12 protein-coding genes and 1 tRNA gene are annotated in these 12,988 nt (G+C 71.1%); 2 read left to right on the top strand and 11 right to left on the bottom strand.

The annotated features are described in order from the left end of the window. Positions 1–24: 24 nt before the first annotated feature. The 4 genes from QNO21_RS07315 to QNO21_RS07330 all read right to left on the bottom strand — a co-directional run bounded on the left by QNO21_RS07315 (position 25) and on the right by QNO21_RS07330 (position 3,795). On the bottom strand, positions 25–975 hold the full coding sequence (locus tag QNO21_RS07315; protein WP_257519063.1) for a 1-phosphofructokinase family hexose kinase: 951 nt from the start codon (positions 973–975) through the stop codon (positions 25–27). Next, positions 972–1,757 (bottom strand): DeoR/GlpR family DNA-binding transcription regulator, encoded by a 786-nt coding sequence (locus QNO21_RS07320; RefSeq protein WP_257515384.1) that lies wholly within the window; start codon positions 1,755–1,757, stop codon positions 972–974. Before QNO21_RS07320 ends, QNO21_RS07315 begins: the two co-directional genes overlap by 4 nt. Positions 1,758–1,984: 227 nt before the next feature. Then, entirely contained in the window at positions 1,985–2,737 is a 753-nt protein-coding gene (locus QNO21_RS07325) for a hypothetical protein (protein ID WP_257519064.1), read from the bottom strand. Positions 2,738–3,045: 308 nt separating this feature from the next. Beyond that, positions 3,046–3,795, bottom strand: coding sequence for a hypothetical protein (locus QNO21_RS07330; protein WP_257519065.1), 750 nt, complete (start codon positions 3,793–3,795; stop codon positions 3,046–3,048). An 87-nt stretch (positions 3,796–3,882) separates the two neighbouring features. Here QNO21_RS07330 and QNO21_RS07335 point away from each other — a divergent pair, with 87 nt between their 5' ends. Then, the gene (locus tag QNO21_RS07335) at positions 3,883–4,422 is read left to right on the top strand and encodes an ArsR/SmtB family transcription factor (RefSeq protein ID WP_257519066.1); all 540 of its coding nucleotides are present in this window, start codon (positions 3,883–3,885) and stop codon (positions 4,420–4,422) included. Continuing rightward, complete coding sequence (locus QNO21_RS07340; RefSeq protein WP_257519067.1) at positions 4,419–5,297, top strand: M23 family metallopeptidase; 879 nt, start codon at positions 4,419–4,421, stop codon at positions 5,295–5,297. The genes QNO21_RS07335 and QNO21_RS07340 overlap by 4 nt, the downstream gene beginning before the upstream one ends. Before the next feature lie 55 nt (positions 5,298–5,352). On the opposite strand, the gene QNO21_RS07345 is transcribed toward QNO21_RS07340, so the two are convergent. The 7 genes from QNO21_RS07345 to QNO21_RS07375 all read right to left on the bottom strand — a co-directional run bounded on the left by QNO21_RS07345 (position 5,353) and on the right by QNO21_RS07375 (position 12,923). Next, positions 5,353–5,424, bottom strand: a tRNA-Gln gene (locus QNO21_RS07345). Positions 5,425–5,515: 91 nt separating this feature from the next. Next, positions 5,516–7,030: a glutamate--tRNA ligase gene (gltX, locus tag QNO21_RS07350; RefSeq protein ID WP_257519068.1), complete on the bottom strand. Its 1,515-nt coding sequence runs from the start codon at positions 7,028–7,030 to the stop codon at positions 5,516–5,518. 81 nt (positions 7,031–7,111) lie between these two features. Continuing rightward, on the bottom strand, positions 7,112–8,344 hold the full coding sequence (locus QNO21_RS07355) for an MFS transporter (protein ID WP_257519069.1): 1,233 nt from the start codon (positions 8,342–8,344) through the stop codon (positions 7,112–7,114). After that, entirely contained in the window at positions 8,337–9,104 is a 768-nt protein-coding gene (locus tag QNO21_RS07360) for a fumarylacetoacetate hydrolase family protein (RefSeq protein ID WP_257519070.1), read from the bottom strand. The genes QNO21_RS07355 and QNO21_RS07360 overlap by 8 nt, the downstream gene beginning before the upstream one ends. 27 nt (positions 9,105–9,131) lie before the next feature. Continuing rightward, positions 9,132–10,232 (bottom strand): branched-chain amino acid aminotransferase, encoded by a 1,101-nt coding sequence (locus QNO21_RS07365; RefSeq protein ID WP_257519071.1) that lies wholly within the window; start codon positions 10,230–10,232, stop codon positions 9,132–9,134. A 54-nt stretch (positions 10,233–10,286) separates the two neighbouring features. Further along, positions 10,287–11,336 carry a 3-isopropylmalate dehydrogenase gene (locus QNO21_RS07370; RefSeq protein WP_257519072.1) on the bottom strand — a complete coding sequence of 350 codons (1,050 nt, stop codon included), beginning with the start codon at positions 11,334–11,336 and terminating at the stop codon, positions 10,287–10,289. Between the two features lie 30 nt (positions 11,337–11,366). Then, positions 11,367–12,923 carry an MFS transporter gene (locus QNO21_RS07375; protein ID WP_257519073.1) on the bottom strand — a complete coding sequence of 519 codons (1,557 nt, stop codon included), beginning with the start codon at positions 12,921–12,923 and terminating at the stop codon, positions 11,367–11,369. Positions 12,924–12,988 lie beyond the last annotated feature (65 nt).

Raw genomic sequence — 12,988 nt, forward strand, 5'->3', positions numbered from 1 at the left:
ACCTCCAAGGGGTCGGAAGGTGGGTCAGTCGTCGATGGTCCGCACCGGCACGTCGCCGGTCGGAAGGTCGGAGGGCCGTGGTGCTTGTGTGCCCGGGAGTGACGCCGCTGCGGCGCCGTACCGGATGGAGCTGCGCAGCCGCTCGGCGGGTTCGGCGCCGCGCGCGTCGGCGATGAGGTAGCCGGCCAGCGAGCTGTCGCCCGCGCCGACGGTGGAGTGCACGCGGATGCGCGGCGGACGACCGGCCCACGCGCCGTTCGCGGTGACCAGCACGGCGCCGTCGCCGCCGAGCGTCACCAAGGCCGCGCCGACCTGCGCCGGCACGAGTCGCCGGGCGACCGGCAGCACTGCGGTGACGAGGTCGGCCTCGGGGTCCAGCGCAATGCCGGCAAGGTCGGCAAGCTCATGCTCGTTCGGCTTGATGAGGTCGGGACGGGCCTGCGCGACCACCGCCGCCAGCGCCGGCCCCGATGTGTCGACGGCGATGCGGGGGGCGGCATCCGCCCAACGCCGGCGAACGGCGTCGATGACCTCGACGTAGAACCCCTCGGGCACACCGGGGGGAAGGGATCCTGCCAGCACGAGCCACTGCGCTCCCGCACACGATTCGACGACCGTTTCGACCACGGCGGCGCGCTCGGCGTCACCGAGGGCTGCCCCACGGAGGTTGACCTTGGTGGTCTCGCCGGCCGGGTCGGTGATCGTGATGTTCGCGCGGGCGTGGCCGGCGACGGGCACCGTGATGGCAGGGATGCCGGTGGCCTGGAGCGAGACCGCGAACGGGTCATCGGCGGCCAGCGGCAGCAGGGCGAGGGTCGGCACATCGGACGCCGCACACACCCGCGAGACGTTGATGCCCTTGCCGCCGGCATCCTCCCGGGCGCCGCGGGCGACCTGCACGCCCCCGACCTCGAGCGGGGCTGCGAGCTCGACCGCACGGTCCAGCGACGGGTTCGCGGTGAGGGTGACGATCATGCGGTCCACACCTCCGTCCCCGCTTCGTGAAGCGCGGCGCCGAGGGCGTCACCGGGGGCACGGTCGGCGACCACGACGTCGATGTCGTCGAGGCCGGCGAAGGCGACCAGCAGTTCGGCGTCGAACTTCTGGGCATCGCTCACGACGACCACGCGCCGGGAACTCTGCACGATCGCGCGCTTGACGGCCGCCTCCTCGGGATCGGGGGTGCTGAGCCCGAACCCCGCGGAGATGCCGTTGGTGCCGATGAAGGCGACGTCGGGGCGCAGCCCCTCGATGGCGCGCACGGTGTGGGAACCCACAGCGGCCCCGGTCAGGCTGCGCACCCGCCCGCCGATGACGGTGAGCGAAAGACGGGGCGCACCGGCGAGGACGCCCGCCACCGACATCGCGTGGGTGACGACCTCGGCGGTGCCGTCGGTTTCGGCGAGGCGAGCGGGAAGGAGCGTTGCGACCGCAGCGGTCGTGGTCCCGGCATCGATGTAGACCGAGCCGCGGAACCCGTCGCCGAGCACGTCTAGGGCACGGCCGGCGATGGCCTGCTTGGCGGCTCCCCGCTGCGAAGAGCGTTCGACCAGCGACGGCTCCACAAGGCTCGTGCGCTCGCGCGCCACCGCGCCGCCGTGCACTCGTCGCAACGCGCCCGCTCGTTCGAGCTGGTCGAGATCGCGCCGCACCGTTTCCGTCGTGACGCCGAAGCGGTCGGCGAGATCGACGACGGCCACACGACCGTCCTGCACGACAAGTCTCTCGATCAACTGGTGGCGTTCCATCGCGTACACGCGCAGTCCTTCCGGCGGGATTTCCCACACGTTACAACAACGCCACAGATACTCACAAGAGATCACGTCTGCGGTTGTGTGGGAGTTCGCTGTGAGGCGGCGTCGCCGGCGCGGCGTGATTCGTCCGGGATGTCGGCTCGCGCCGACCGGCATCCCGGTTGACGGAATCCGACCGGCATGCCCCCGATCCCGGGGCGCATGCTGGTCGGCTCGATCGTGGGCGCGCGCTAGGGCGCCGGCTCCTCCACCCAGACTTCGACGACGCCGTCACGGGCCACCATGCGCACGAGCAGGCCGGTGAGCAGTTTCGGGTCGTTACCCGCCCACACCGTCCTTCCGGGCATGAGGTCGACCGTCGCATCCAGTCGCCCGCGACCGCAGGCGAAGTCGAGGAGGGTGTCGTCGATGCTCACCATGAGGCATCCGTCTCCCCCACTTCCGGTGAAGGTGTGGGCCTGGATTCCCCGGTGGGGTTCGTAGGCGACCAGGCGCGCCCCGGGGTCGAGACCGAGGTGGTCGAGCCAGCCCGGTTCGATGTGGTCGGGTACCCCGGTCTCCTGCACCGGCTTCAGGACGTGATCGGGGGCGGGCGGCGCGAGAGCGACGGTCATCCCCGCCCCGACGAGCGCGCATCCGACCACGGCGGCAGCCGCGATCGCGGCGGCGCGCGGGCCCCCTGAGCGAGCGTGCATCGCGACGATGTCGGGATCGGGCAGGGTGTCGCCGCCGACGCCGTCGTCGCCGCCGTCGTGAGGAGCCACGGCGGCAGGCGCGGGCGCCGCCCCGGCCGCATCCATCGTCTCGTCCGGTTCGCCCGCCGTGGGTGTCGGAGCGGATTGCTCACGGGCGAGCGCCTCGAGTTCGCGCAGTCGAGTCAGGCCGGCGGCATCCAACTCCCCGTCAGCGGCGGGCCCGTAGGCGCGGCGCCGCAGGCGGAGCAGTTCGTCAGAGAAGTCGGGCATGGTCGTCCGATCGGGCACGGGATTCATTATGGCGCCCGCACCGCAGTCGCCGACCGCGTCGCGTCGCTTGTACGTTCCTACGGTGTACCGCAGGTGGATGGAGTGAGCGACGACGAGACCACCGACAGCGCGACGATCCTCCGAGACCTGGCGGCCCGGGTCACGGCGCTTGAGTAACGACTGGGAGAGCGTGCACCTGACGTTTCCGCCCGAAGCGCCGCCATGGGCATCGCGGTCGTGGCGGCGGTCGGGTGCGGCCTGCCTACCGCAGCCGCGTCGCCCCGTTGCGCATGAACCTGCTTCGTGGAACGCCGGGGCCGCTCGGGTCAGCCCGGGCGGTCCTCCACCCATATCTGCACCGTCCCGTCGCGGGCGACCAGCCGGACGAACACGGCCTTCGACAGGTCGCTCGCGATCGTCGCCGGCGCGGTCCGGCCAGGCATGAGGTCGAGCGTGGGGTCGAGCCGTCCATGCCCGCACGCATAGTCGAAGAAGTCGGCATCGACGCTCACGATCAGGCACGGGGTGCCGTCGGTGCCGGTGAAGGTGAAAGCGCGCACGCCTCGATGAGGATCGTAGGCGGTGATGCCCGTCTCACGGTCGATGCGAAGGAAGTCCAGTATGCCGTTCTGGTCGAAGTCACTCGGGATCTCGGAGTCGGCGATCGGTCGCAGCACGGCGTCCGGGGCCGGCGGCGCGACGGCCACGGCGACCCCCGCACCGCCCACTGCGCAACCCGTCACGGCGGCCGCCGCGATCGCGGCGGCGCGCCACCCCCCGATGCGCGGGCCGACGCCGGCGACGCCGGGATTCGGGGGCGGGGTCGGGACGGCCTCGGTGTCGCCACCGGCGTGCCGGGAGACGGAACCGTCCGCGTCCGCTTCCGCGCCAGCATCGCCCGCCGGCGGTGTGTGGTCGTGCGCCGGATCGGACGATGCGCGGACGAGCGCTTCGAGTTCCCGCAGCCGTGCAAGGTCCGCGGCATCCAGGGCGCCTTGCGCGGCCGGCCCGTAGGCGCGGCGCTGCAATCGGCGCAACTCGTCGGAGAAGTCGGGCATCGTCGTCCGGTCGGGCACGGGTCCCATTATGGCCGCAGTGCGGCGGCAGCATGGGTTTCGACGGATGCGTTTGTGCGTTTCTACGATCTTCCGTAGTTTGGCGGAATGAGCGATGACGAGATCACCGACGTCCCTGCCCTCCGCAACCTGGCCGCACGGGTCACGGTGCTGGAGGAGCAGCTGGCCCGACGCGACGACCGCACTCCCCCGCCGCGCGCCGATGACGCCGATGCCTTCTGGGCGCTGCGACGGGTGGAGGCGGAGCGCGCCGACCATCCCCCCCTCGCCGAGGGCGTCGTCATGATCGTCGGGTCGCTCACCCTGCCCACGGGCGCCCCCGTCGCCTGGCAGGAGGGCGCCCCCACTCAAGGACTGCTCGAGGCGGACTGGTCGGAGCATGCCGCCGCGTTCCAGGCGCTCGCTCATCCGGTGCGCTTGGAGCTGCTGCGCCGCATCCTGACCGGCACGACCACGACCTCGGAGCTCGCCGGCATCGACTCCCTCGGCACCACTGGCCAGCTCCACCACCACCTGCGCCAGCTGATCGCCGCCGGCTGGGTGCGCCAGAGCGCACGCGGCACCTATGAGGTGCCGGCGGCGCGGGTTGTGCCCCTGCTGTCGAGCCTGCTGGGGACCGGGCGATGAGCGCGTTCGCCCGCGCCCTGTACCGCGTCCGCGGCCCGCTCTACTACGGCGCCGCGCTGGTGCTCATCGTCGGCGTGCTGCTGGGCCTCGTGCTCGACGGCGGCACCGCCGATCGCGTCCGCAGCGCGCTCATGGGTGTCGCCGTCGTCGTCGCTCTCGGCTGCGCCGCCCTGGCAGTCCTGGGCCCGCGCCTTCTCACCACCCGTTCCCCCCGGACGGTGCACTCGCCCGTGCAGGGTCGCTGGCTCGCCATCAACAGCCCGGCCTCCGCCGTCCCCAGTCATGGGGTGCGCGCATACGGTCAGGCGTACGCCGTCGACCTGATCAGCGACCCGCTCGAGAACCCGCGTCCGATCTTCGGCGGCCCGCGCGCAATGCCGCCGGCGTCGGACTACCCCGCGTTGGGCCAGCCGGTGCTGGCGATGATCGACGGTGTCGTCGTGCGGGCGTCGCACTGGCGTCGGGACCATCGGGCGCGGGCGAACAACGCCGGGGTCGCCTACATGATGGCCGAGGGGATGCTGCGCGAGGTCGGCGGCCCGGGATTCATCGTGGGCAACCACGTCACCATCCGCGGCGATGACGGCATCTACGCGCTTGTCGCCCACCTGCAGCAGGGCTCGGTCACGGTGAGCCCCGGGGAGCGCGTGACCGCAGGCCAGCAGATCGGCCGGTGCGGCAACTCGGGCAACACCAGCGAACCGCACGTACACGCACAGCTGATGGACCGCGCGTCGCTGTGGACCGCGCAGGGTGTGCCGCTCGCGTTCGCCGGCATCCGCACGACACCCGAGTCGGCGCCGCTGGACGGGGTGCCCGAGAACGGCCAGCACCTCCTGGCGCGCCACCTGAGCACTGCCGAGCGGGGCGCCTGACCCGACTGACACCGGAAACGACAAAACCCCCGGATTCCCGGGGGTTTTCGTCTTGCTGGGGTACCTGGACTCGAACCAAGAACAACGGAACCAGAAACCGCCGTGTTGCCAATTACACCATACCCCATCGGTGTGAAGTCACCCTCGCACCGAAGATCAAGCCTACCCGATCCGCGCCGTACGCACCAAACCGGGCACCCCGGGCGTGGCGCGTCCGGTCAGGCCGTGCGCTCGACCAGCGCGCCGAGGCGGCGCAGCGTCTCGGCCTTGCCGAGCAGCTCCATCGATTCGAACAGCGGCGGCGAGATGCGGCGTCCGCTCAGCGCCACGCGCAGTGGACCGTAGGCGACGCGGGGCTTGAGTCCCAGCCCTTCGATGAGCGCCGCGGCCAGCGCCTCCTGCACGGCGGCCGCCGTGAAGGACTGCTCGGCAACGAGTTCCAGCGCGGCGACGGATGCCACGAGCACCTCACCGGCGTTCGCAGGCAGGGACTTCAGCGCATCGTCCTGGTACTCGATCTCATCGGTGAAGAGGAAGCCCAGGAGCGGCGGGACCTCCCCCAGCAGCTGCACGCGCTCCTGCACGAGCGGGGCGGATGCCGCGATCATCTGCTGCTGCTGCGGCGTCGGCGGGTCGGCGATGACACCCGCGTTCACGAGGTAGGGGACGATGCGGGCTGCGAAGTCCTCGGCATCCAGCATGCGGATGTGGTCGCCGTTGATCGACTCGGCCTTCTTCTGGTCGAACCGGGCCGGGTTCGGGTTGACGTCGACGATGTCGAAGGCGGCGATGAACTCCTCGAGGGAGAACACGTCGCGGTCGTGCGACAGCGACCATCCGAGGAGGGCGAGGTAGTTGAGCAGGCCCTCATGGATGAAGCCCTTCTCCCGCTGCAGGAAGAGGTCGGCCTTCGGGTCGCGCTTGGAGAGCTTCTTGTTGCCCACCTCGCCCAGCACGAGCGGCATGTGGCCGAACCGGGGCACGAAGGTGGTGACGCCGGCATCGATCAGCGCGGCGTACAGCGCCAGCTGACGGGCGGTGGAGGGCATGAGATCCTCACCGCGGATGACGTGGGTGATGCCCATGAGCGCATCGTCGACCGGGTTGGTGAAGGTGTAGAGCGGCTGTCCGCCGGCGCGCACCACGACGAAGTCGGGGAAGGAGCCTGCCGGGAACGTGACCTCGCCGCGGATGAGGTCGACGTAGGTGACGTCTTCGTCCGGCACGCGCAGGCGCCACGCCGGCTCGCGGCCCTCGGCGCGGAAGGCGGCTTTCTGCTCGTCGGTGAGGTGGCGGTCGAAGTTGTCGTAGCCGAGCTGCTTGGCGCGGCCGTTGGCTTCGTTGCGGGCGTCGATCTCCTCCGCGGTGGAGTACGACTCGTAGACGGCTCCCGCATCGATGAGCTGCTGCAGCACGCCGGCGTAGATGTCGCCGCGCTGGGACTGCCGGTACGGAGCGTGCGGACCGCCCTTCTCGACCCCCTCGTCCCAGTCGATCTCGAGCCAGGTCAGCGCGTCGACGAGCTGGCGGTAGCTCTCCTCGCTGTCGCGGGCGGCGTCGGTGTCTTCCACGCGGAAGATCATCTTGCCGCCGGTGTGACGCGCGTAGCCCCAGTTGTAGAGGGCGGTGCGCACCATGCCGACGTGCGGAAGACCCGTCGGCGAGGGGCAGAAGCGGACGCGGACGTCGGAGCCGGAGGCGGTCGTGGTCAGGGGGTGCGGTGCAGAGGACATCCCGCCCAGTCTAGTTCGCGCGGCCCTCCCGAACGGGCGGCTGCCGAGCCGTTCCGACAGAGGTCCGCCCGGCATCCGGGGTCAGCGCCGCGCGTAGGGCGACAGCACGGTGACCGCCGCGACGATCACCAGCGCGACGAGCGCGAGCCCGCCATAGCCGATCCAGCCCAGCACGACGCCGGCAAGCACGGCGCCGACGGCGGCGGAGAACGTCATGATGGTGTCGCTGCGTCCCTGCCGGCGCGGTCGCATCGCGGTGAGCGTGCTCTCGGTCAGCAGCGCCGCCCCGCTGACGGTCGCCGCGCTCCAGCCGAGCCCCAGCAGGAACAGCGCCACGAGGATCGCGACCTGAGACTGCGGGGCGACGGCAGCCGTCACGAGCGAGGCCGCGAGAATGCCCTGCCCGAGGAGGATCGTCGGGATCCGCCCCCAGCGGTCGGCCAGGATGCCGAAGATCGGCGACAGCCCATACATGCCGAACACGTGCAGGGCGATCGTGACGCCGACGATCGTGGTGACATGCGCGGGATCGAGGTGGGCGAGGTGCACGGGCGTCATCGCCATGACCGAGGCCATGACGACGTGCGAGCCGGCGACGGCGAAGATCGCGTATCGGGCGGCGAGCGGCCGGTCGGTCTCGACGATGTGCTCCCGGGCGGCCTCGCCGCTCCGGGCGAGTCGTTGCGCCGTCAGCAGCGGGTCCGGGCGCAGCGCCGTCAGATACAGAATGCACGCCGCGACCTGCGCGACGAGCGAGAACGCGTACGAGCCGGTGAGCGGCGGCATCCCGAGCGCCTGCCCGACCACCTCGCCCGGCGTCAGCATGAGCGGCCCGATGACACCCCCGACGGTCGTCGCCCACACGACGGTGCCGAGGTCGCGCCCGCGGCGACCGGATGCCGCGAGGTCGGTCGCGGCGAAGCGGGACTGCAGGTTGCCGGCGTTGCCGGCGCCGATCAGCACGACCCCGGCCAGCAGCAGCGGGAAGGATCGGACTGCGGCGGCGGTGATGACGGTGGCGATACCGACGAGCGCGAGGAGGTTGCCGAGGGTGAGCGCGACGCGACGCCCACGCCGGCCCGCGAGCCGCGCGAGCGGGATCGCGCAGAGCGCGGCGCCCAGGGTCACCGAGGCTGTCGCGAGCCCGGAGAGGGAATCGTCGCCGGACAGGTCGGCTGCCAGCAGGGCGCCGAGCGACACCGTCGCCCCGAACGCGATGCCGCCGAGCACCTGCCCGGCCGCGAGGACGGTGACGGTGCGGCGTTGCAGGCCGGCGACAGCGGCCGGCGTGGTGACAGCGGTGCTGTCAGGCATCGCGCGCGGTGTTGCGCAACGTCCCGAGTCCGGTGATCTCGACCTCGACCGTGTCGCCCGCGACGAACGGCCCCACCCCGGCGGGGGTGCCCGTGAGGATCACGTCACCTGGCAGCAGCGTGAAGGCCGCCGAGGCGTAGGCGATGACGTCGGCCACGGAGTGGACCATGTCGGCGATGGCGCCGTCCTGGCGCACCTCGCCGTTCACCCGCGTGACCACCCGGGCGTCGCCCGCCGGGTCGAAGTCGGTCTCGATCGCGGGACCCAGCGGGCAGAAGGTGTCGAAGCCCTTGGCCCGTGCCCACTGGCCGTCGGAGCGCTGCAGGTCGCGCGCGGTGACGTCGTTGGCGATCGTGTATCCGAAGACGTAGTCGAGCGCCTTCTCGGCGGGGACGTTCTTCGCCACCCGCCCGATCACGGCCGCCAGCTCGCCCTCATAGTCGGTCTGCTGGGACTGCGTGGGGCGCACGATCGTGTCGCCGGGGCCGATGACGGAAGTGTTCGGCTTGAAGAACAGCAGCGGCGCAGCAGGCGCCTCGCCGCCCATCTCGGCGGCGTGGTCCCGGTAGTTCTTTCCGACGCAGACGATCTTGGACCGCGGGATGACCGGGGCAAGGAGCGTGACCTCTCCGAGGGGCACCCGCTGACCGGTCGTCTCGAAGCCGGCGAACAGCGGATCGCCGGCTAGGACGACGAGATCGGTGTCGTCGACGATGCCGAACGAGATGACGTCCTGATGACTGAAGCGCGCGATTCTCACCGCATCACCCTATCGAGCGGGCGCTCATCAGGCATCCAGGCGCACCAGCCAGCCGTGGCGGTCCTCGGCCCGGCCGTACTGGATGTCGGTCAGCTCCTGACGCAGCGACAGCGCGAGCTCGCCCACGGGCTGCTCGTCGATGAAGTCGGCGCCCTTCAGCCACCCGATCGGCGCCACCACGGCGGCGGTGCCGCACGCGAACACCTCGACGATGTCACCGGATGCCACGCCCTGGCGCCACTCGTCGATCGAAACGTGCCGCCCCTCCACCGTGTGACCGCGGTCGGCCGCCAGCTGAAGCAGGGAGTCGCGGGTGATGCCCTCGAGGATCGACGGCGACTGGGGCGTCACGATCGTGCCGTCCTTGTAGACGAACACGATGTTCATGCCGCCGAGCTCCTCGACGTTTCGGTCCGCGTCGAGGAAGACGACCTGGTCGCAGCCCTCTTCGTGCGCCTGCGCCTGCGGCAGCAGGCTGGCGGCGTAGTTGCCGCCGGTCTTGGCCGCTCCGGTGCCGCCCTTGCCGGCGCGGGCGTAGTCCTCGCTCAGCCAGATGGACACCGGCTTCGCGCCGCCCTTGAAGTAGGCGGCCACGGGGCTGGCGATGAGGTAGTACGCCACCTTGTTGGCGGGGCGGACGCCCAGGAACGCCTCCTTGGCGAACATGAACGGCCGCAGGTACAGGCTCTGGTCCTCGCCGGAGGGCACCCAGTCGCCGTCGACCGCGATCAGTTCGCGCAGCGACTGAAGGAAGTACTCGACGGGCAGTTCCGGCAGGGCCAGACGCCGCGCGCTGCGCTGCAGGCGCAGGGCGTTCTGCTCGGGGCGGAACGTGTGGATCGACCCATCGGCGTGACGGTAGGCCTTGATGCCCTCGAAGACCTCCTGGCCGTAGTGCAGCACGGCCGCGGCGGGGTCCAGCGAGATGGGCCCGTAGGGCTGCACGCGCGGACGGTGCCAGCCGCCCCGGACCGACCAGCAGATGTCGACCATGTGGTCGGTGAACACGGTGCCGAACGCGGGATCCCGCAGGATCTCCTCGCGCTGGGCGGGCGTCTTGGCCGCGAGGTTGCGGGTGTGCGCGAACTCGAGGGGCGCGAGTCCGGCGTCGGGGTCGAGAAGGGTCATGTCAGTCCTGTCGCGTGGGGCGCCTGCGGCGCCGATGTCAGCGTACGCCCGCAGTCAGGCGAGACGGGCGGCGATCGCGTCGCCGATCTGCGCCGTGGTGCGGGCGCTGCCGTCCCGTGCCGCGATGTCGTCCTCGGCCGCGCGGGTGACGCGCTGCGCTTCGTCCGTGAGCCCGAGGTGATCGAGCAGGAGGGCGACGGAGAGGATCGCGGCCGTGGGATCGGCCTTCTGCTGTCCTGCGATGTCCGGCGCCGAGCCGTGCACGGGCTCGAACATCGAGGGGAAGGCGCCGCCGGGGTTGATGTTCCCCGAAGCCGCCAAGCCGATGCCGCCGGTGACGGCGCCGGCCAAGTCGGTGAGGATGTCACCGAAGAGGTTGTCGGTGACGATCACGTCGAAGCGATCCGGGTTCGTGACCAGGAAGATCGTCGCCGCGTCGACGTGCAGATAGTCTACGGCGACATCGGGGTGGTCCGCGGCGACGGCATCGACGATGCGTTTCCACATGCCGCCGGCGTGCACCAGCACGTTGGTCTTGTGCACGAGGGTGAGCTTCTTGCGCCGGCGCTCAGCCAGGTCGAAGGCGTAGCGGACGACCCGTTCCACGCCATAGGCGGTGTTGACGCTCGTCTCGTTGGCCACTTCGTGCGGGGTGCCGGTGCGGATCGACCCGCCGTTGCCCACGTACGGTCCTTCGGTCCCCTCGCGCACGACCACGAAGTCGATGTCGCCGGGGTGTGTCAGTGGGCCGGCGGCCCCGGGGTAGAGCTTGGAGGGACGCAGGTTCACGTAGTGGTCCAGCGCGAAGCGCAGCTTCAGCAGCAGGCCGCGCTCGATGTTGGCGTCCTTCAGCCGCGGGTCGCCGGGCACTCCCCCGACGGCGCCCAGAAGGATCGCGTCGTGCCCCGCGACAGCGGCGAGGTCGTCGTCGGTGAGGGTGTCGCCGGTCTCGAGGTACCGACCGGCCCCAAGCGAGAAGCGGGTCGATTCGAACGTCACCTCGGAGCCCGCCGTCGCTGCCGCGAGCACCTTCTCGGCCTCGGCGATGACCTCCGGCCCGATGCCGTCACCGGGGATGACGGCGAGCTTGACGACGCGCGACATGACACTCCTTGATGTGGGCCGCGCCCCAGCTCAGTCGGCGACCTGTTCGGGCGCGGCGCGGGATGATCCCAGGGTAGTGGCCGCGATGACCGCTGCGACGACGACGAGCCCGGCGCCGATGAGCGCGGTGACACCGACCCCCGCGTCGAACGCGTGGGCGGCGCTGGAGTTTAGGGCCTCGGCCACCGCGGGATCCAGCCCGCGCGCAGCGGTCATGGCGCCGGCGAGAGTCTCGCGCGCCGCGTCGGCCGCGGCGGCCGGGAGCCCCTCGGGGACCACGATCCCGCTTCGGTACATCGCGGTGAGGATGCCGCCGAGCACGGCGGTGCCCAGCACCGCTCCGAGCTCGTACGCCGTCTCGGACACCGCGCTCGCGGCGCCCGCCTTCGCCGGCGGGACGCTGGCGAGGATGAGGTCGTTCGAGACCGTCTCGGCCGCCCCGATGCCAATGCCGAGAAGGACGAACGCGAGGACGAGCGGCAGCAGCGCGTCGGGATCGGCGGTGAGGGCGACGGTGACGTAGCCCGCCACCGAGAACAGCAGCGCGACACTCACCACGATGCGGGGGTCCGCCCGCTTGGCGATCGGCACGATCAGCAGCCCGGCGGCGATCATGGCGGCCATGCCGGGCACCAGGGCGAGCCCGGCATCCATCGGAGACAGCCCCACGATGAGCTGCAGATGCTGCGAGATGAAGAAGAGGAAGCCGACGAGGGCCACAACGCTCAGCAGGTTGACCAGCAGCGCGCCGCTGAACGTGCCACGCGAGAACAGCCGCATGTCGAGCATCGGCGACGATGACCGAAGCTGGCGGCGCACGAACAGCGCGCCGAAGGTGACGCCCGCGATCAGCAGCACGAGCGGCAGCGCACCCGGGCCGTGCACGGCGAACTCCTTGATCGCGTAGACGATGGGCACCATGGTCGCCAGCGACAGCAGGATGCTGAGCGGGTCGATGCGCCCGGGCCGGGGGTCGCGACTCTCCGGCACGAGCAGCGGGGCGAGCACGAGCAGCGGAACGAGCACCGGCACCGACATGAGGAAGACCGAGCCCCACGGGAAGTGCTCGAGCAGCAGGCCGCCGACGATGGGGCCGAGCGCCGCGCCGGCGGAGAACATCGACGCCCACACGGCGATCGCGAAGCGCCGCTGGTTGCGATCGGTGAAGATGCTGCGCAGCAGCGAGAGCGTCGACGGCATGAGCATGGCGCCGAACACTCCCATGCCGGCGCGTGCGGCGATCAGCAGCACGGCCGTCGGGGCGAAGGCAGCAGCGACCGACACCGCGGCGAATCCGGTGGCGCCGATCAGCAGCATCCGTCGGCGCCCGAAGCGGTCGCCGAGGGTTCCCATCGTCACCAAGAGGCCGGCGAGGACCAGCGGATAGGCGTCGATGATCCATAGCTGCTCGGCGCTCGTCGGCGCGAGGTCGCGGGCGATGTCGGGCAGCGCGAAGCTCAGCACCGTGTTGTCCACGGAGACGAGCAGCACCGGCAGCATCAGCACGACCAGCGCCGCCCAGCCGCGCCAGCCGACGCGTCTGCCCTGGCTGTCGGCGAGGCGGATCTCTTCTGTCAGCGTCATCATGATTGTTTACCGTCCAGCCGGTATAGTAACAGGATGACCAACCCGCCGTCGATACGATCTTGCGC

It is taken from the genome of Microbacterium sp. zg-Y818, assembly GCF_030246905.1.
Classification (GTDB): Bacteria; Actinomycetota; Actinomycetes; order Actinomycetales; family Microbacteriaceae; genus Microbacterium.

Coding starts and splice junctions, on each gene's coding strand:
- QNO21_RS07315 (WP_257519063.1), bottom strand. CDS start 975: ATGATCGTCACCCTCACCGCGAACCCGTCGCTGGACCGTGCGGTCGAG.
- QNO21_RS07335 (WP_257519066.1), top strand. CDS start 3,883: ATGAGCGATGACGAGATCACCGACGTCCCTGCCCTCCGCAACCTGGCC.
- QNO21_RS07340 (WP_257519067.1), top strand. CDS start 4,419: ATGAGCGCGTTCGCCCGCGCCCTGTACCGCGTCCGCGGCCCGCTCTAC.
- gltX (WP_257519068.1), bottom strand. CDS start 7,030: ATGTCCTCTGCACCGCACCCCCTGACCACGACCGCCTCCGGCTCCGAC.
- QNO21_RS07355 (WP_257519069.1), bottom strand. CDS start 8,344: ATGCCTGACAGCACCGCTGTCACCACGCCGGCCGCTGTCGCCGGCCTG.
- QNO21_RS07365 (WP_257519071.1), bottom strand. CDS start 10,232: ATGACCCTTCTCGACCCCGACGCCGGACTCGCGCCCCTCGAGTTCGCG.
- QNO21_RS07370 (WP_257519072.1), bottom strand. CDS start 11,336: ATGTCGCGCGTCGTCAAGCTCGCCGTCATCCCCGGTGACGGCATCGGG.
- QNO21_RS07375 (WP_257519073.1), bottom strand. CDS start 12,923: ATGATGACGCTGACAGAAGAGATCCGCCTCGCCGACAGCCAGGGCAGA.